Consider the following 20,612-nt stretch of genomic DNA (forward strand, 5'->3'; position numbering starts at 1 on the left):
ATGTCCAGCCACCTCATTCACACGACGGCATCCGCACCGGCGCAATCGCGGCCTGTGCTCGAGCAACTGCAACAACGCTTCGGCCTGATTCCGAACATCGCGGGGGCGATGGCGGCATCGCCGGTACTGATCAACGGCTTCATCGGGCTGTTCGAGCGCGTGCATGCGAGCAGCCTGACCGAGCCGCAGATCCAGACGCTGCTGCTGACCAACGCCGTGGTGAACGCGAGCGAATGGCCGGTCGCGTTTCACACGGCGCTCGCGCTGAAGGAAGGCGTAGCGCCCGCCGATGTCGACGCCATCCGCCATGGCGCCTTGCCCGCTGACGCCACGCTGGCGGCTCTGTCGGGGCTGGCGCGCGCGCTGATCGAAAGGCGTGGCCGGATCACGGCGCACGACCAGGAACGCTTCCGCGCAGCGGGCTTCAGCGACGAGCAGATGCTGGAGGTGATCGCGGTGGTGGCGGCATCGACGATCACGAACTACGCGGGCAGCGTCACGCAGCCGCCGCTCGAACCGCAATTCGAAGCCTTTGCCTGGCGTCAAACACAGGAGATCCGATGAACGACACGCGGTCCGACCGCCCGGCGCCGCCCTCCGGTCTCGGCGACCTGCTGCGCTACTGGCGCGACGTGCGTGGCGTGAGTCAGCTCGATCTTTCGCTGGACGCAGGGATTTCGCAGCGGCAGATCAGCTTCATCGAAAGCGGACGCAGCGTGCCGGGCCGCGACACGCTGCTGACGCTCGCCCAGACCCTCGACGTGCCGCTGCGCGAGCGCAACGCGCTGCTGCTCGCAGCGGGCTATGCGCCGATGTATTCGGAAGCGCCCTGGAGCGCGCAGGAGATGCATGGCGTGATCCGCGCGCTGGAACGCGTGGTGCGCCAGCACGAGCCGTTTCCGGCCATCGTGATGGACCGGCACTGGAATGTGCTGATGACCAATGACGCGGCGCCGCGCTTTTTCGGCTGTTTCATCGACATCGCCGCGCGCACGGGGCCGCGCAACATGCTGCATCTGATGTTCGATCCGCACGGCATGCGGCCGCACATGATGTATTGGGAAGAGCTCGCGCGCAGTCTGCTGCAGCGTGTGCAGCGCGAGTCAGTGGGCCGCGTGCTGGACGCGGGCACCATGCGGCTGCTGGATGAACTGCTGGCCTATCCCGGCGTGCCGCAGGACTGGCGTACGCATCACGAGCCAACTGCCACGCCGGCCACGCCGGCCACGGCGGGCGCGCCGGCCATGCCGGTCATTCCGATGGTGTTTTCACGCGGCGCGCGCGTGCTGCGCTACTTCTCGCTCGTCACGACGGTGGGCACGCCGCAGAGCGTGGCGGCGCAGGAGTTGCGCCTCGAATGCATGTTCCCTGCCGACGATGAAACCGAGGCGCATCACCGGCAACTCCTGGCCGACGATGCGCATCATCGCGGAACCACTACCAGCGGACGTTGAACGTGCTGCACAGCTCGTCGATGGCGGATTGTTGGAGCGGTGCGGGGCGCGGCGTGGTCATGAGCCACAGGCGCGCGGTTTCTTCCAGTTCTTCCAGCGCCCAGGACGCGTGCGAGACGCTGCGTTCCCATACCACCGGACCGAGGCGCTCCAGCAACACGGCGCGCACCGAAGCTGCACGCGCCGCGATTTCAGCGGCCACCTGGGGATCGCCCGGACGCCGATAGCGCACCAGCGGCACATGTCCGACCTTCATCACGTAGTACGGCGTGATGGGCGGCAACACGTCTTCATCGCTCCACACGCCCGCGAGCGTCAGCGCGACGAGCGAGGTGGAATGGGTATGCACGACGCCGCGCGTGTCCGCGTTGTTCGCGTAGATGCGCCGATGCAGCTCCAGCGTCTTCGAAGGCCGGCCGCCGGAGACGTGCTGGCCTTGCGCATCGACCTTCGCGATATCGGCGGGGTCCATGCGGCCGAGGCAGGCGTCGGTCGGCGTGATGAGCCAGCCGTCCTCGCAGCGCGCGCTGATGTTGCCCGCGCTGCCCACCGTATAGCCGCGCGCATAGAGACTCGCGCCGACCGTGCAGATCTCCTCGCGCAGTGCCGCGTCGCTGCCGGTGTTGATCATCGCGCTGCTCATGAACGTTCTCCCTCGGCATAACGCAGCGCCTTCGCGAAGAAATCGCGTGCGCCGAAATTGCCCGACTTGAGCGCGAGCACCAGCGGCGTCTCGCCCAGCGCGACCGTCACGGGCACGCCCGGATCGATCGGCGGTCCGATCTGCAGCATGTTGACGTCGAGCGCCTGCACCACCGCGCCCGACGTCTCGCCGCCCGCTACCACGAACTTGCGCACGCCGCGCGCTTTCGCTTCACGCGCGATGGCCGCGAGCGCGTCTTCCACGAGCTTGCCCGCCGCCGCGACGCCGAGTTCGCGCTGCACTTCGCCCACTTCCTCGGGCGCGGCCGTCGCGTAGATCAGGACGGGCTGTCCCGCATTGCTGTCGATGAATGCGAGTGCCGCTTCAACCACTGCCTCGCCGCGCGCGAGTGAACGCGGATCGACGCGGAAGGCGGGACGCGCGGCTTGCCATTCGGCCACCTGCGCATTGGTCGCCTTCGACGCGCTGCCGGCCAGCACGAGCGCCGGGCCGCTGACGGACGGCAGGTCGGCGGCCTGTTCGTTCGGTTCGATCAGCCCCGCGCGGCGGAAGTTCTCCGGCAGCCCGATGGCGACGCCCGAGCCGCCCGTCACGAGCGGCAGGTCGGCGCAGGCTTCGCCGAGGGTGCGCAGGTCGGCGTCGGTGAGCGCGTCGGCGATGGCGAGGCGCACGCCGTCCGCACGCAGCCGCGCGATGGCTTCACGCACCGCCGCGGCGCCGGCCGCAACAGTGGCGCTGCCGATCAAGCCCACTTTCGATTGCGACTGCCGTTGCAACACGCGCACGAGGTTGGGATCGCGCATCGGCGTGAGCGGATGGTTTTCCATGCCCGACTCGTTCAGCAGCGCATCGCCGACGAACAGATGGCCGCGATACACCGTGCGCCCGTTCTCCGGAAACGCCGGGCAGGCGATGGCGAAGTCGCCCTCGCTGCCGTTTTCCGCGAGCGCATCGAGCAGCGCTTCGGCGACCGGGCCGATATTGCCGGCGTCGGTCGAATCGAAGGTCGAGCAGTACTTGAAGAAGAACTGGCGGCAGCCTTGGGCGCGCAGCCAGTCGAGCGCGGCGAGCGATTGCGCGACAGCGTCCTGCGCGTCGATGGTGCGCGATTTCAGCGCGACCACCAGCGCGTCCACGTCTTCGGCCACGGCGGATGCGGGCACACCGATGGTCTGGATCGTGCGCATGCCGCCGCGCACGAGGGTGCTGGCGAGGTCGGTGGCGCCGGTGAAGTCGTCTGCGATGCATCCCAGTACGGGACGGCGTGTGCGTGTGTGCATGGTGTTCCCTCCGTGCATCGATTGTACGGCGCGATGATCGATTCGTGTTAAACCGTGTTAAAAAAATTGACGTGAGTGGTAAAGAGCGTTAACGTCTGCGTTATTCGACGTAGACGATGTCCGCGTTCCTTTTTTCCCTTTATTTCCCTTTATTTGCCCGTCGTCGGCGGAAAAATCTGCCGGCCACGCCTTTTTGCGCGGATCCCAAGATGAATTTCGAGCTTCTCTTCGCCTCGCCGTCGTCGGCCCAGACAGTCCAGCCGGTGCGCTACGCGCTGACCGGTGCCAAGGGCGGTTTTGCCCGCACGCTGCTGGCGCAGACGCGGCTGATCGACCGGCTGGTGCCCGCCGCGCTGTGCGATCTCGACGTTCCCGGCCTGCGCGCGATGTGCATCGAACTGAGCTTCGCCGAGGCGTCGCTCGTTGAATGCACGGACGCGGCGAGCGTCGCCGCGCTCGCGCCCGGCCAGATCGCGCTGGTCGCGGATGTCGCGCTGCTGGCGTCGTCGGAATGGGACATCCTCGTCGAGGCGACCGGCAATCCGTCAGTGGGGTATCGCGTGGCGGTGGCGGCGCTCGAAGCGAAGCGCCACGTCGCGATGGTCAGCAAGGAAGTCGATTCGGTCGCGGGCGTCGCGCTCGCGCGGCTCGCGGAGCGCCAGGGCGTCGTGTATACGACGGCGGACGGCGACCAGCCGTCGAACCTGATCGGCTGGGTGACGTGGGCGCGCGTGCTGGGTCTCGACGTGGTCGCGGCGGGCAAGTCGAGCGAATACGATCTCGTGTTCGACGCCGACACCGGCAACGTCACGCAGCTCGACCAGACCTTCCCCGCGCCGGAACTCGCCGGCCTGATGACGCTCGGCGACGACATCGCCGCGACGCTCGCCGCGCGCCGCGAGGCATTGCGCGGCCGCAAGACCTCGGCGACGGCGGACTACTGCGAAATGAGCGTGGTCGCGACCAACACGAACCTCGTGTCGGACGTCGAACTGCTGCATTACCCGGTTGCGCGCACCACCGAACTCGCGGACATCTATGCGCTGCGCGAAGACGGCGGCGTGCTGTCGCGCGGCGGCGTCATCGAAGTGTTCAACATGCTGCGCCGTCCCGACGAAGCGAGTTTCGCGGGCGGCGTGTTCGTCGTCGTGCGCACCTTCGACGCGCCGACCTGGGAACTGCTCGCGCAGAAGGGCCACGTGGTGAGCCGCAACGGCCGCTATGCGTGCATGTATCTGCCGTATCACTTCATGGGCGTCGAAACGCCCATCTCGCTGCTCGACGCAGTGCTGCACGGCCGGCCTTCGGGCGCCGCTAAGCCGGCGCAGTGCGTCGTGCTGGCGGGCCGCGCGAACGTCGATATCGCCGCGGGCACGGTGCTGCACATGGGCGGCCATCATCACGACGTGACCGGCGTGCAGGCCGTGCTGCTCGATCGCAGCCGCGCGCCGGGCGACGTGTCGCCTCTCTATCTCGCGGCCCACACGACACTGGCCCGCGACGTGAAGGCAGGCGAGCTCATCACCATCGCCGACCTGCGCAACCCCGACGAAGCGCTGCTGCGCGCGTGGGAAGAAGGCTGCGAATAAGCGTAGCGGACTACAAGACACACTGAAACAGAAGGAAGGGGAGACCATGCGGGGAGAATTTGGAACGATCACGATGGCGGTGATCGCGATCATCGTGCTGATCGTATTGATTGCGCGGTTCAAGCTGAGTCCGTTCATCGCGCTGACGCTGACGGCGCTCGGACTCGGCCTTGCGGCAGGCGTGACGCCCGAGCATGCCATCGACAGTTTCACGAAGGGCTTCGGCGGCGCGCTCGCGCGTACCGGCCCGGTGGTCGGACTGGGCGCGGTGCTAGGCGGCATCATGATCGGCACGGGCGGCGCGGACCGTATCGCCAATGCGTTCGTCGGCAAGCGGCCGCTGTGGCTCGCGCCGTGGACGGTTTGCGCGGCGGCGCTGCTGATCGGCATGCCGCATCTGTTCGACGTGAGCTTCATCATGCTCGCGCCGCTGGTCTATACCATCGCGCGCCGCACCGGTAGCCATCTGCTGTATATCGGCTTGCCGCTCGCTGCCGGCCTGTATGTGTCGCACGGTCTGCTGCCGCCGCATCCGGCGCCGACGCTCGCCGTCAACGCCTATCACGCGAACACCGGCCTCACGCTGCTGTACGGCCTGATGATCGCGATTCCGGCGGCCATCATCACCGGTCCGCTCTTCACGACGCTCGCGCGCCGCTTCTTTGGTCCGGCGCCGGATCTCGCGAAAGGCCCCGGCGGCACGCGTACCGATACCGAAAGCTCCGGCGAAGTCTCGCTCGCCTTGTCCGTGCTGTGCCTGCTGATTCCGCCTGCATTGATGCTGATCGGCACGGTCGGCATGGACTACAGCGTGAAGGGCACCGGGCAGTATGTGTTCTTCCAGTCGCTCAACGACCCGATTCTCTCGCTGCTCGCCGCCGTGATCTTCGCGTTCTTCGCGCTGGGCATCAAGGGACGCTTCCCGCTCGCGGACATGCAGAAGATGATCAGCAAGGGCATCGCGCCGCTGTCGGCGATCCTGCTGATTCTCGGCGCGGGCGGCGGCTTCAAGCAGATGCTAACGTCGATCCATCTCGACACCATCATCGTTTCGCATACCTCGACGTGGGCCGTGAGCCCGCTCGTGCTGGCATGGCTGATCGCGGCGCTGCTGCGCGTGTGCGTCGGCTCGGCGACGGTTGCGACCGTTGCGGCGTCGGGCATCGTCGCGCCGCTGCTGATGTCGCATCCGGGCGTCTCGCCGGAACTGATGGTGCTGGCGACGGCGTCCGGCGCGGTGATGCTGTCGCACGTGAACGACTCCGGCTTCTGGCTCTTCAAGGAGTATTTCCAGCTGACGGTGGCGCAGACGCTGCGCACCTGGACGCTGATGCTGTGCGTGCAGTCGCTGGTGGGACTGGGCGGCGTGCTGCTCATCAATATGTTCATCGGCTAAGATAGGCGACCCGCCGCGCGCACGGTGCGTCACGCGGGACGCCTAACCCAGAACCCTTCATGTCGAGCCAAGCCAAACCCGATGCCGCCGAAGTCCCGCTGATTCCCGATCAGCGGCGCGAGGCCATGCTGCGTCAGTTGCGCCGGGACAAGGTGCTTTCGGTGCATCAGTTGATGGAGTCGTTCAACTGTTCGCACATGACGGTGCGGCGCGATATCGCCGCGCTCGAGGAAGCCGGCTTCGTCTATACGGTGCCGGGCGGCGTGCGCATCGCGAGTCACCTGAACACCGAGCCGAGCCATCAGTCGAAGGCGGTGGTCGAGCAGCCGCAGAAGCAGGCCATCGCGCGCCGCGCCTGCGAAGCGCTGCGCCCCGGCATGTCCATCTATCTCGATGCCGGCACCACCATGCTGTCGTTCGTGCCGCATATCGCCGAACTCTCGAACATGACGGTCGTGACCAACGACTTCGAGATCGTGCGCGAACTCGCGAGCGCGCAGCATGTGAACGTCATCCACATCGGCGGCCAGCTCGATCACAAGAACCTCTCGAGCGTCGGCACGCTGGCGGCGGCCACGCTGCGTCAGGTCGTGCTCGACGTGGCCTTCATCTCGGCGAGTTCATGGGATCTGCGCCGCGGCGTGACCACGCCCTCGGCGCCGAAAGTGGAAGTGAAGCTCGCAGCCATGGATGCCGCATCGCGCACCGTGCTGACGGTCGCCAGTTCCAAGTACGGCACGGTCGGGCTCTACAAGGTCGCGAGCCTCGAGCGCTTCGACCAGGTGATCACCGACGATGGCCTCGCGCCCGCCGCGGCGACCGGCATCCGGCAATCGGGCATCGATCTCGCGCTGGCTTCGGTGGCGTGACGCGCCGCGTTCGTCGCTTTCTTGGCTTCAATGCGGTCTGCCGCGCCCTGCATGCCCGAGTAACACCACTACAATGAGCGCCGCACCCGGCGCGTCAATTTCCATTCGAATGGCCTGAGGAATCGGGCGGACCCGCCGTGCATGGCGACAGCGTTCGCCCCCTTCCTGGAGCGTCCATGTTCGGTAACTTGCGTATCGAAAGAGGCCCTGACTGGCAGGTCCACGTCTCCACGGACAGCTGGATGGTTGCGACACTGCTGGTCGTCGCGCTGCTGCTCGGCATCCTGCTCGCAAGCACCGTCTGCTATTACCTGACGCGCTGGATCATGCTGATGATCGTCAGCCGGCTCGCGCGCAAGGAAGGGCGCAAGTGGCTGGTCGCGGCGGAGCGTCATCGCGTGTTTCACCGGCTCGCGCCGCTCGTGCCCGCGGCGATCGTGTTCTGGGCGGCGCCGCTGCTCACCGGGCTGACCTTTCCGATCATCCCGGCGCTCGGCCAGCCGCTCGCCATCCTCGCTGCATGCTTCATGGTCGTGACGCTGGTGCGCACTGCGCTCGCGCTGCGCGACAGCATCGAGGAACGCTACAGCCACTTTCCGTCCGCGAGCGAGCGGCCCATCAAGAGCTTCCTGCAGATCGCCACCATCGCGGTCTATCTGGTCGCGCTGATCGCGATCGTCTCGATCGTGCTGGAGCGCTCCCCGGTGTATCTGCTGACGGGCCTCAGCGCGATCACCGCGCTGCTCATCATCATCTTCCGCGATTCGCTGCTGGGCTTCGTCGCCAGCATCCAGCTCGCGGCGTACGACATGCTGCGCGTGGGCGACTGGATTGAAGTGCCTGGTTTCGTCGCCGACGGCACGGTGATCGATATTGCGTTGAATACCATCAAGGTTCGCAACTTCGACAACACCATCGTGATGTTGCCCAGCCAGGTGCTGCTGGCGAACAGCGTGAAGAACTGGCGCGGCATGACGGAAGCGGGCGCGCGGCGGCTGCGGCATGCCATCCATTTCGATGTCGATACGATTCGCTATCCCGACGATCGCCTGCTCGCACAACTGCATGAAGCGTTCGATCTCCCGCTTCCCGTGCCCGACGACGAACGCCGCACCAATCTCGGGCTGTACCGCCGCTATCTCGGCGCGTGGTTCAGGGCGCATCCGGCGGTGCGGCGCGACATGCCGGTGGTGATCCGGCAGGTGCAAACGGCGGCGCCGGTGCTGGCGCTGGAAATCTGCGTGTATCTCGCGGAAATTCGCTGGGAGCGCTACGAAGCGCTTCAGTCCGACATGCTCGATCACGCCTATGGCGTCGTGCCGATGTTCAGCCTGCGCTGCTGGCAACCGGAACGCGGTACAGCCGTCGCGCCATGAGCGGCTAACGTTAATGCGGCAGTGCGGCATTATCGATCGAGTGTTAATCGATTTAACTTTCTCGATTAAAAGATTGAATGGAATTTGATTGATCTGGGAAAGACGATTGCTTCCACAATATAAATTGCCGATTGTCTGATTATCCCGGGTTATTTTTTCTGCCTGTTGTCTTTTGTTCAATTCTTTGACGGCTGAAAAACGGGGATGCAAAAAGAATGAAACTCGACGATTAAAAGAGAATTGCGTCGGACGGTTTCGTTTGTCGAAACAATAATAAGGTTTGATTGATATGAACATTGCTTTAAGGAGAATAATTTTCCTCCCGAAGGCGTGCGTTGAGAGACAACCAAGCTTGAAGGCTAAAGACAGGGTCGCCTATGCTTGCGCTAAGCCGTTAAGAGAGAAGCTCGACGAAACAGGAGTCCTGGCTTTGTTTTATGCGGGTGTGAAGCGAAAGCGCCGTCAGCCTGAGGAACGACGCAAACGTTGCCACAACCCGTGCTAAAAGGACCACTTCGTCGGCTCAAAACCTGAGAGAACTGCGTGCGCCTGAAAACCGCTCCCGCCACACCGGGAGCGGTCGACCATGCACGCAAGCCGGAGCTGACGATGGCCGTCGAAAACAGCTTTGCAAGAAAAAATGATTTGGTCGCACCTACACGCTTCGGTCGATTTAACTCCCTTTCCTTATTCCTTGGTTTTTCCCTGGCGATAATCGCGGGCCTTGCAAGCACTGACGCGCAGGCGCTGTGCCTCGGCACGACCTCGGTTTCGTGCACGGGCGCGAATGGCTCTTTTGTCGGCACGACGCCGCAGCAGACGGTGACGGTCCAGTCCGGCGCGACGCTCGCGCCTGGCCTCGGCACGGCGCTGACTATGTCCGGCGCCAATCCGACGCTCGTCAATAACGGCACCATCGATCCTTCGCTGCTCGGCGTCCTGAGCGTGCTGGCGACGGGCGCCGTGGTGGGCAATTCGTCGGCGAACACGGTCGGGATCACCAACACCGGCACGATCCGGGGCACGACGGGTCTCGTCGGCGTCAATCTCGCCGACCTGACCGGCCTCGCGCTGGTCGCGCAGAACGGCACGGGCGGCACCACGACGATCAACAACAGCGGCACGCTGGGCTCGACGGCGCTGCTCGGCCTCACCGTGATTCCCAACGATGCGGCCACGGTGGCGTCCTACGGCGGCGCGCGGACGGACTTCACCAACACCGGCACGATCAACGGGCGGGTCGCGTTCCAGGCGCCGACCTCGGGACCGGGCAACACCTTCACCAACGGCGGCACGATCAACGGCAGCGTGTCGATGGGCGCAGGCACCACGAACACGTTCACGGCGCAGACGGGCTCATCGGTGAGCACCGCGCCCGGCGCGAGCCTGAACGTGCTGGGTGTCGCGGGGCTGTCGCTGGGCTTTGCGGTGCCGGGCATCGTCGATGGCGGCGCGGGCGGCAACAACACGCTCGCGCTGACGCAGGCGTCGGGCGGACCTGCGACGGGCACCATCAATACGGCGAACTACATCAACTTCCAGCATCTCGGCGTGAACAGCGGCACGTGGACGCTCAACGGCGCCTCGACGGTGCTGGACACGACGCTGCTCGGCGGCTCGACGGCCATCTTCAACGACGGCGGCGCGTTCGGCACCGGCACGATCACCTCCACCGGCGGCACGATCCAGGCGGGAACCGCGGGTCTGACGGTCGGCAACGCGGTGAACCTCGGCACGGGCGGCCTCACGGTGCAGGGCACGAACGGCACGACGCTCTCGGGCGTGATGTCGGGCACCGGCGGCCTCACGAAGAACGGCACGGGCACCTTGACGCTTTCGGGCGCGGACACCTACACCGGCGGCACCAGCATCAACGCGGGCACGCTGGCGCTGGGCGCGGGCGGCAGCCTGGCGCCGGCCGGCGCGGTGACGCTCACGGGTGCGGGGGCGGGCTTCAACATCGCCGGGGCGAGCGGGCCGCAGACCATCGGCGGGCTGAATGGCGTGGCAGGTTCGCTGATCGGACTCGGAGCCAACACCCTGACGTTCGGCGATGCCAACAACGGCGCGTTCGGCGGCACGATCAGCGGCACGGGCGGCATCGTCAAGAATGGTGCGGGCACCGAAACACTGACCGGCGCGAACACCTACACCGGCGGCACCACGATCAACTCCGGCAAGCTCGCGCTGGGCGCGGGCGGCAGCCTGGCGCCGACCGGCGCCGTGAATCTCGCGGGCGCGGGCACGTCGTTCGATTTGAGCGGCGCGTCGGGCGCGCAGACCATCGGGGCGCTGAGCGGTATCGGCGGAACCTCGGTGCTGCTGGGGGCGAATTCGCTGAGTCTCGGCGGCGCGACCAGCGCGGCGTACGGCGGCACGATCAGCGGCACGGGCGGCATCACGAAGACCGGCACCGGCACCGAAACGCTGACCGGCGCGAACACGTATACCGGCGGCACCACGATCAGCGGCGGCACGCTCGCGCTGGGCGCGAGCGGCAGCCTGGCCTCGACCGGCACGGTGAATCTCAACGGCGCGGGCGCTGCGTTCAATATCGCGGGCGCGAGCGGCCCGCAGACCATCGGGGCACTGAGCGGGATCGGCGGGACGTCGGTCGCGCTCGGCAACAACGGGCTCACATTCGGCGATGCCAGTAACGCCACGTTCGGCGGCGCGATCAGCGGCGCAGGCGGCATCACCAAGGCGGGCACGGGCACCGAAACGCTGACCGGCGCGAACACGTTTACCGGCGGAACGACGATCAACTCCGGCACGCTCGCGCTGGGCGCGGGCGGCAGTCTGGCCTCGACCGGCGCCGTGACGCTCGCGGGCGCCGGTTCGGGCTTCAACATCGCCGGGGCGAGCGGGCCGCAGACCATCGGCGCGCTGAACGGCGTGGCGGGCTCGACGATCGGACTGGGTGCGAACACGCTGGGATTCGGCGATGCCGGCAACGGCACGTTCGCGGGCGCCGTCAACGGGACGGGCGGCATCGTCAAGAACGGTACGGGGACCGAAACGCTCACGGGCGCCAACACCTACACAGGCGGCACGACGATCAACGCGGGCAAGCTGGCGCTGGGCGCGGGCGGGAGCCTGGCATCGACGGGCGCGGTGAATCTGGGGGGCGCGGGTGCTTCGTTCGATCTCAGCGGCGCGACCGGCGCGCAAACGATTGGCGCGCTGAGCGGCGTCGGCGGAACCTCGGTGGCATTGGGCGGAAACGGCCTCACGTTCGGCAACGGCACTAACGCGACATTCGGCGGCTCGATCGGCGGCACGGGCGGGATCACCAAGGCGGGCACGGGCACGGAGACGCTGACGGGCGCGAACACCTATACCGGCGGGACGACGATCGGCGCCGGGACGCTTGCCTTGGGCGCGGGCGGCAGTCTGGCGTCGAACGGGGCGGTTACGCTCACTGGCCTGGGTTCGGGCTTCGATATCAGCGGCGCGAGCGGGCCGCAGTCGATTGGCGGTTTGAACGGCGTCGCCGGATCGACGATCGGTCTCGGCGCCAACACGCTTGCCTTCGGCGATGGCAATAACGGCACGTTTGCCGGGGCCATCAACGGCACGGGCGGCATCGTCAAGAATGGCGCGGGCGTCGAAACCTTGACGGGCGCGAATACCTACACCGGCGGCACCACGATCAACGCAGGCGGCATTGCGTTGGGCGCGGGCGGCAGTCTGGCCGCGACAGGCGCGGTGAATCTCGCGGGGACGGGCGCATCGCTGGATCTCACGAATGCGAGCGGCGCGCAGACGATCGGTGCGTTGAGCGGTGTCGGTGGCACTTCAGTGCTGCTGGGCGCGAACCCCTTGACGTTTGGTGACGCGACGAACGCCACTTTCGGCGGCGCGATCAGCGGCGCGGGCGGTCTGATCAAGAACGGCACGGGCACGGAAACGCTGACGGGCGCGAACACCTACACCGGCGGTACGGCGATCAACGCCGGCACGCTCGCGCTGGGCGCGGGCGGCAGTCTGGCGTCAAATGGTGCGGTCACGCTTACGGGCGTGGGTTCGGGCCTCGATATCAGTGGGGCGAGCGGACCTCAATCGATCGGCGGCCTGAACGGCGTCGCCGGTTCGACGATCGGTCTCGGCGCCAATACGCTCGCGTTCGGCGACGGCAACAACGGCACGTTTGCCGGCGCCATCAATGGCACGGGCGGCATCGTCAAGAATGGCGCGGGCGTTGAAACGCTCACGGGCGCGAATACCTACACCGGCGGCACCACGATCAATGCAGGCGGCATTGCAGTCGGTGCAGGCGGCAGTCTGGCATCGACGGGTGCGGTGAATCTGGCAGGAGCGGGAACATTGCTGGACCTGACGAATGCAGGCGGCGCGCAGACAATCGGCGCGTTGAGCGGTGTCGGCGGTACTTCGGTGCTGCTGGGCGCGAACCCGTTGACCTTCGGCGATGCCACCAATGCGAACTTCGGCGGCGCGATCAGCGGCACAGCCGGCATCGTGAAGAACGGTACGGGTACCGAAACACTCACCGGCGCCAACACCTTCACCGGCGGCACGACGATTAACACCGGCACGCTCGCGCTGGGCGCGGGCGGGAGTCTGGCATCGACGGGTGCAGTCACGCTCACTGGACCAGGGGCGGGCTTCGACATCGGCGGGGCGAGCGGGCCGCAGACCATTGGCGCGTTGAACGGCGCGGCGGGTTCTGTGGTTGGTCTCGGAGCGAATACGCTCGCCTTCGGCAACGCCGCCAACGGCGCGTTCGCGGGCACGATCAACGGCACGGGCGGCCTCGTCAAGAATGGCGCGGGCGTCGAAACGCTCACGGGCACCAACACCTACACCGGCGGCACGACGATCAACGCAGGCGGCATCGCACTGGGCGCGGGCGGCAGTCTGGCATCGACGGGTGCGGTGAATCTCGCGGGAGCTGGGACGTCGCTGGACCTGACGAATGCAAGCGGAGCGCAGACGATTGGCGCGTTGAGCGGTGTCGGCGGGACGTCGGTGCTGCTGGGCGCGAATCCGCTGGCCTTCGGCGATGCCACCAACGCAAACTTCGGCGGCGCGATCAGCGGTACGGCCGGCATCGTGAAGAACGGTACGGGCACCGAAACGCTGACCGGCGCCAACACCTTCACCGGCGGCACGACCATCAACGCTGGAACACTCGCGCTGGGCGCGGGCGGTAGCCTGGCATCGACGGGCGCGGTCACGCTTGCGAACGCGGGAACGGGCTTCGACATCGGCGGCGCGAGCGGGCCGCAGACGATCGGCGCGTTGAACGGCGTGACGGGTTCGGTGGTCAGTCTCGGAGCCAACACACTCACATTCGGCAACGCCGTTAACGGCACCTTCGGCGGTGCGATCAACGGCACGGGTGGTCTCGTCAAGAACGGTACGGGCACGGAAACGCTGACAGGTGCGAACACCTATACAGGCGGCACTGCGATCAACGCCGGCACGCTCGCGCTGGGCGCGGGCGGCAGCCTGGCATCGAATGGCGCGGTCACGCTTACGGGCGTGGGCGCGGGTCTCGATATCAGCGGCGCCAGCGGGCCGCAGAGCATCGGTGGCCTGAACGGCGTAGCCGGATCGACGATCGGTCTCGGTGCCAATACGCTCGCATTCGGCGATGGCAACAACGGCACGTTTGCTGGTGCAATTAACGGCACGGGCGGCATCGTCAAGAATGGTGGAGGCGTTGAAACGCTCACGGGCGCAAATACCTACACCGGCGGCACCACGATCAACGCAGGCGGCATCGCGTTGGGCGCCACGGGCAGTCTCGCTCCGACAGGCGCGGTAAATCTCGCGGGAACGGGCGCATCGCTCGATCTGAGCAACGCAAGCGGCGCACAGACGATCGGTGCATTGAGCGGTGTCGGCGGCACTTCGGTGCTGCTGGGCGCGAACCCGTTGACCTTCGGTGATGCCACCAACGCGAACTTCGGCGGCGCGATCAGCGGCACGGCCGGCATCGTGAAGAACGGTACGGGTACCGAAACACTGAGCGGCGCCAACACCTTCACCGGCGGCACGACGATCAACGCCGGCACACTCGCGCTGGGCGCGGGCGGGAGCCTGGCATCGACGGGTGCGGTCACGCTTGCGAACGCGGGAACGGGCTTCGACATTGGCGGGGCGAGCGGACCGCAGACCATCGGCGCGTTGAATGGTGTCACGGGTTCGGCTATCGGCCTGGGCAACAACACGCTTGCATTCGGCGACGCCGCCAACGGCACATTCGGCGGCACGATCAACGGCACCGGCGGCCTCGTGAAGAACGGCACGGGCACGGAAACGCTGACGGGCGCGAACACCTATACCGGCGGCACGGGCATCAATGCGGGCACGCTGGCGCTGGGCGCGGGCGGCAGTCTGGCATCGAACGGCGCGGTCACGCTCACGGGCGTCGGCGCCGGTCTCGATATCAGCGGGGCGAGTGGGCCTCAATCGATTGGCGGTCTGAATGGCGTCACTGGCTCGGTGATCGGGCTGGGCGACAACACGCTCGCATTCGGCGACGGCAACAACGGCACGTTCGCCGGTGCAATCAACGGGACGGGCGGCATCGTCAAGAATGGTGGAGGTGTCGAAACCTTGACGGGCGCGAACACCTACACCGGCGGCACCACGATCAATGCGGGCGGCATTGCTGTGGGCGCAGGTGGAAGCCTCGCTTCGACGGGCGCAGTGAACCTGGCAGGATCGGGCGCATTGCTTGATCTCACCAATGCAGGCGGTGCGCAGACCATCGGTGCGTTGAGCGGTGTTGGCGGTACTTCAGTGCTGCTGGGCGCCAATCCCTTGACCTTTGGCGATGCAACCGACGCCACGTTCGGCGGCGCAATCAGCGGCGCGGGCGGCCTTATCAAGAACGGCACGGGCACGGAAACGCTGACGGGTGCGAACACCTATACCGGCGGTACTGCGATCAACGCCGGCACGCTGGCGCTGGGCGCGGGCGGCAGTCTGACGCCCAACGGCGCGGTCACGCTCACGGGTGTTGGCGCGGGCCTCGATATCAGTGGCGCCAGCGGTCCTCAATCGATTGGCGGCCTGAACGGCGTCACCGGTTCGGTGATCGGCCTCGGCAACAACACGCTCGCATTCGGCGACGGCAACAACGGCACGTTCGCCGGCGCGATCAATGGCGCGGGCGGCATCGTCAAGAACGGCGCGGGCGTCACGACGCTGACAGGCGCGAACACCTACACCGGGGGCACGACGATCAACGCAGGCGGCATCGCGTTGGGCGCCACGGGCAGTCTCGCTCCGACAGGCGCGATCGATCTCACGGGAACGGGCGCATCGCTCGATCTGAGCAACGCAAGCGGCGCGCAGACGATCGGTGCGTTGAGCGGCGTCGGCGGCACTTCGGTGCTGCTGGGCGCGAACCCGTTGACCTTCGGCGACGCCGCCAACGCCACCTTCGGCGGCGCAATCAGCGGCACCGGCGGCGTGACCAAGAACGGCACCGGCACCGAAACACTCACCGGCGCCAACACCTTCACCGGCGGCACGACCGTCAACGCGGGCACGCTGGCCATCGGCGCAGGCGGCAGCCTGGTCGCGACCGGCGCGCTCAATCTCGCCTCGAACACCGGCTTCGACATCAGCGGCGCCAGCGGACCGCAGACCGTCGGTGCGTTGAACGGCGCAGCGGGTTCGGTCGTCGGCCTGGGCAACAACACGCTCGCATTCGGCGACGCCGCCAACGGCACCTTCGCGGGCACGATCGACGGCGCGGGCGGCATCGTCAAGAACGGCGCGGGCACCGAAACGCTCACCGCCGCCAACACCTTCACCGGCGGCACGACGATCAACGCCGGAACGCTCGCACTGGGCGCGGGCGGCAGCCTGTCGCCGACCGGCATCGTCGATCTGGTGAACGCAGGCGCGGCGCTCGACGTAAGCGCCGCCACCACGGCCCCGGCAATCGGTTCGCTCGCGGGCGCGGCCGGCACCAACGTGACGCTCGGCGCCAACACGCTGCAACTCGGCGACGCGAACGACGCCACCTTCGGCGGCACGATCTCCGGCACCGGCGGCCTGGTCAAGGCCGGCACGGGCACCGAAACCCTCACCGGCGCCAACACCTTCACCGGCGGCGCGACGATCAACGCCGGCACGCTCGCGCTGGGCGCGGGCGGCAGCCTCACGCCGACGACCTCCGTCACGCTGAACGGCCCCGGCGCGGGCTTCGACATCGGCGGAGCGAGCGGACCGCAGACCATCGGCGCGCTGAACGGCGTGAGCGGCTCCGTCTTGAGCCTCGGCAACAACACGCTCGCCTTCGGCACCGCGGCGGACGGCACCTTCGCGGGCGCCATCGACGGCGCGGGCGGCATCGTCAAGAACGGCGCGGGCACGGAGACGCTGACCGGCGCGAACACCTTCACCGGCGGCACGACCGTCAATGCCGGCACCATCGCGGTCGGCGCAGGCGGCAGCCTGGCATCGACCGGCGCGGTGAATCTCGCGAACGCCGGCACCGCGCTCGATGTGAGCGGCGCAGGCGCGCCGCAGTCCATCGGCGCGCTGAGCGGCGTCGGCGGCACCTCGGTCGCACTGGGCGGCAACACGCTGACCTTCGGCGATGCAGGCGACGCCACCTTCAACGGCACCATCGGCGGGACGGGCGGCATCGTCAAGCAGGGCACGGGCACGGAAACGCTCACCGCGGCGCAGACCTTCACGGGCGGCACCAACATCGGCGCGGGCAGGCTGGTGCTCGCGGGCGCGGGCGACCTCGCGCCGGGCAGCGCCGTCAATCTGTCGGGTACCGGCGCCGATCTCGACCTGAGCGCCGCGAACGGCCCGCGCTCGATCGGCGCGCTGAGCGGCGTCGGCGGCACCGCGGTCACGCTCGGCAACACCGCGCTGACGCTCGGCGACGCCAACAGCACCACCTTCGGCGGCGCCATCAACGGCACCGGCGGCGTCACCAAGGACGGCAGCGGCACGCTCACGCTCACCGGCGGCAATACCTTCACCGGCGGCACCACCGTGAACGCGGGCACCATTGCGGTCGGCGCGGGCGGCAGCCTGGCATCGACCGGCGCGGTCAACCTCGCGAATGCCGGAACCGCGCTCGATGTCAGTGGCGCGGACACGCCGCAAACCATCGGCGCGCTGAGCGGCGTGGGCGGAACCTCGGTCGCGCTGGGCGGCAACACGCTGGCCTTCGGCGATGCGGGCAACACCACGTTCGGCGGCACCATCGGCGGGACGGGCGGTATCGTCAAGCAAGGCAGCGGCACGCAGACGCTCACGGGCGCGCAGACCTTCACCGGCAACACGACGATCAACGCCGGCACGCTCGCACTCGGCGCAGGCGGTTCGCTGGACAGCGCGAGCGTCGTCGACATCGGTCAGCCCGGCGCGGCGCTCGACGTGAGCGGCGCCAGCACGAATCCGACGCTCGGCGGCCTCTCGGGCGTCGCCGGCGGCAGCGTGCTGCTCGGCTCGCACAGCCTGAATCTCGCGGTCAACGGCAATTCGGTCTACGGCGGCACCATCAGCGGCACGGGCGGCATCGTGAAGACCGGCACCGGCTCGCAGACGCTCGATGGCGCCAATACCTTCACCGGCGGCACCTCGCTCGCGGGCGGCACGCTCGTGCTCGGCAATACCGGCGCGCTCGGCTCCGGCGGCCTCAGCGTCGATGCTCCGTCGACCCTCGATACCTCCACGGCGCTCACCATCGGCAACGCGGTCACGCTGAACACGGGCGCGACCTTCGGCGGCAGCAACGACCTCACGCTGACCTCGCCGGTGACGGGCGGCGGCGGCATCACCAAGGACGGCGCCGCCAACCTGACGCTCGCCGGCAACAACAGCTACGGCGGCGGCACCACGCTCAACAGCGGCTCGATCACCGCGAACACCGGCACCGCGCTCGGCAGCGGCACCGTCACCCTCAACGGCGGCGCGCTCAACACGGGCACCACGCAAGTGGCCATCTCGACGCTCAACGGCGTGTCCGGATCGGCGGTCAATGTGGGCACGGGCGGCATCGCGGTGGGCGGCGGCGACTACGGCGGCACCATCGGCGGCGCGGGCGGCGTGACCAAGACGAGTCCCGGCACGCTCACGCTCACCGGCGAGAACACCTACACGGGCGGCACGACCATCAACAGCGGCACGCTGCAGGTGGGCAACGGCGGCACCAGCGGCAGCATCACCGGGCCGATCAACAACAACGGTTCGCTGGTGTTCAACAGTTCGGGCAACGTGACCTACGGCGGCAGCATCAGCGGCAGCGGCACGGTGACGAAGGTCGGCGACGGCACGCTGTCGCTGACCGGCACCAACACGAGCACCGGCCCGGTGGCGGTGGGCGGCGGCACGCTCGACGTCGCCGGCGCGATGCCCGCCGCACCCGTCACGGTCGGTTCGGGCGGCACGGTGTCGGGCAGCGGCACGGTCGGCAGCGTCGTGGTCCACGACGGCGGCACGGCTGCCGCCACGACGCCCGGACAGGCGCTCAACGTCGCCGGCAACGTCACCTTCGAGCCCGGCTCGAACTACAACGTCGGCGCGAATCCGCAGCAGCACAGCGGCCAGATCCTGGCGGGCGGCACGACGACGATCCAGGGCGGCACGGTCAACGTGCAGGCCGGCGGCGGCAAGTGGGGGCTCGACAACAACTACACCATCCTCACCTCGCAGGGCGGCGTGAACGGGACCTTCACCAACGCGACGTCGAACCTCGTGTTCCTCACGCCGACGCTCGGCTACGACGCCAACAACGTGTATCTGTCGCTGGTGCCGAACGGCGTGCTGTTCCCGTCGATCGCGGCGACGCCGAACCAGCGCGCGGCGGCCACGGCCATCGCCCAGCTCGGCGTCGGCAATCCGGTGTTCGACGCCATCTTCCTGTCCGACGCGCCGAGCGCCCGCTGGGGCTTCGCGACGCTCGCCGGCGAGATCTACGCGAGCACGCGCAGCATGCTGGTCGACGACAGCCGCCTCTTGCGCGACGCCGTCACCGACCGTCTGCGCCGCGGCCTCTCGCCGGAGGACGGACCGCTGGCGGCGCTGTCGTCATCGCAAGGCGCGATGTGCGACGACACCTCGACGAGCGCGGCCGGCACGACGCATCGCGGCTCCAGTGCGGCCTGCGCCGAGCGCGCACCGTGGCGGCCGACAGTCTGGGCGCAGGGCTATGGCGCGCATGACCGGCTGAACGGCCCGAGCGGCGTATCCGATGTGACGCAGACCACCAGCGGCTTCTTCGCCGGCGTCGATACGGCGGTGAACGATCACTGGCGCGTGGGCGCGGCGGCGGGCTTCGGTCACGGCTCGATCAGCGACGACCTCAACGCCAGCGCTTCGGTGGACAGCTATCACCTCGCGCTGTACGGCGGCGCGCAGTACGGCCCGCTGGGCGTGCGCATGGGCGGCGGCTACTCGTGGAATCACGCGGACACGGATCGCACGATCGGCTTCTCGGGCTTCAACGCGAAGGAAAGCTCGGGCCAGACGACCAAGATCGGACAGGTCTTCGGCGAGGTGGGTTATGGCATCGCGGCGGGGCCGGTCGCGGTGGAACCGTTTGCCGCGCTGGCCTACGTGAACGTGTCTTCGGACGGCTTCGAAGAAAGCGGGCCGGCTGCGCTCAAGGGCGATTCCGAGAACCAGGGCATCACCTATTCGACGCTCGGCGCCCGGGCTGCATGGCGCTTCTATCCCGGCGCACGCGGCATGCTGACCGCGCGGGCGATGGCCGGCTGGCGGCACGCGATGGGCGACACCACGCCGGTCTCGCGCGTGGCGTTCGTGGCGGGCGGGAATGCGTTCGACGTGACGGGTGTGCCGATCGCGCGGGATGCCGCTGTGGTGGAACTGGGCGTGGATGCCGCGATCACGAAGAACCTGAGCTTCGGCGTGCAGTACTCCGGCCAGTATGGCGGCGGTGCGCAGGATCACACGCTGACGGGGAATTTGCAGTGGAAGTTCTGAAGCATGGTGGCCGCGCGTTCGGCGCGCGGCCT

9 protein-coding genes are annotated in these 20,612 nt (G+C 67.8%); 7 read left to right on the plus strand and 2 right to left on the minus strand.

The window, feature by feature from the left end:
• On the plus strand, positions 1-564 hold the full coding sequence (locus tag QCE83_RS26830; protein ID WP_309818437.1) for a carboxymuconolactone decarboxylase family protein: 564 nt from the start codon (positions 1-3) through the stop codon (positions 562-564).
• Positions 561-1,454, plus strand: a complete 894-nt coding sequence (locus QCE83_RS26835) for a helix-turn-helix transcriptional regulator (RefSeq protein WP_309818439.1) — start codon at positions 561-563, stop codon at positions 1,452-1,454. Before QCE83_RS26830 ends, QCE83_RS26835 begins: the two co-directional genes overlap by 4 nt.
• On the opposite strand, the gene QCE83_RS26840 is transcribed toward QCE83_RS26835, so the two are convergent.
• Positions 1,438-2,097: an aldolase gene (locus tag QCE83_RS26840; protein WP_309818441.1), complete on the minus strand. Its 660-nt coding sequence runs from the start codon at positions 2,095-2,097 to the stop codon at positions 1,438-1,440. The two genes, QCE83_RS26835 and QCE83_RS26840, sit on opposite strands and share 17 nt — an antisense overlap.
• Positions 2,094-3,398, minus strand: a complete 1,305-nt coding sequence (otnK, locus tag QCE83_RS26845) for a 3-oxo-tetronate kinase (protein ID WP_309818443.1) — start codon at positions 3,396-3,398, stop codon at positions 2,094-2,096. Before otnK ends, QCE83_RS26840 begins: the two co-directional genes overlap by 4 nt.
• A 209-nt stretch (positions 3,399-3,607) precedes the next feature.
• Here otnK and QCE83_RS26850 point away from each other — a divergent pair, with 209 nt between their 5' ends.
• The 5 genes from QCE83_RS26850 (at position 3,608) to QCE83_RS26870 (ending at position 20,580) form a co-directional block, all read left to right on the plus strand.
• Positions 3,608-4,987 carry a homoserine dehydrogenase gene (locus QCE83_RS26850; protein ID WP_309818445.1) on the plus strand — a complete coding sequence of 460 codons (1,380 nt, stop codon included), beginning with the start codon at positions 3,608-3,610 and terminating at the stop codon, positions 4,985-4,987.
• Between the two features lie 46 nt (positions 4,988-5,033).
• Positions 5,034-6,383, plus strand: coding sequence for a gluconate:H+ symporter (locus tag QCE83_RS26855; protein ID WP_309818447.1), 1,350 nt, complete (start codon positions 5,034-5,036; stop codon positions 6,381-6,383).
• Between the two features lie 59 nt (positions 6,384-6,442).
• Positions 6,443-7,252, plus strand: a complete 810-nt coding sequence (locus QCE83_RS26860; RefSeq protein WP_309818449.1) for a DeoR/GlpR family DNA-binding transcription regulator — start codon at positions 6,443-6,445, stop codon at positions 7,250-7,252.
• Between the two features lie 176 nt (positions 7,253-7,428).
• Positions 7,429-8,628, plus strand: coding sequence for a mechanosensitive ion channel domain-containing protein (locus QCE83_RS26865; protein WP_309818451.1), 1,200 nt, complete (start codon positions 7,429-7,431; stop codon positions 8,626-8,628).
• Between the two features lie 822 nt (positions 8,629-9,450).
• Positions 9,451-20,580: an autotransporter-associated beta strand repeat-containing protein gene (locus tag QCE83_RS26870; RefSeq protein ID WP_309818453.1), complete on the plus strand. Its 11,130-nt coding sequence runs from the start codon at positions 9,451-9,453 to the stop codon at positions 20,578-20,580.
• Positions 20,581-20,612: the final 32 nt, after the last annotated feature.

It is taken from the genome of Caballeronia sp. LZ034LL (genome assembly GCF_031451215.1).
GTDB lineage: Bacteria > Pseudomonadota > Gammaproteobacteria > Burkholderiales > Burkholderiaceae > Caballeronia.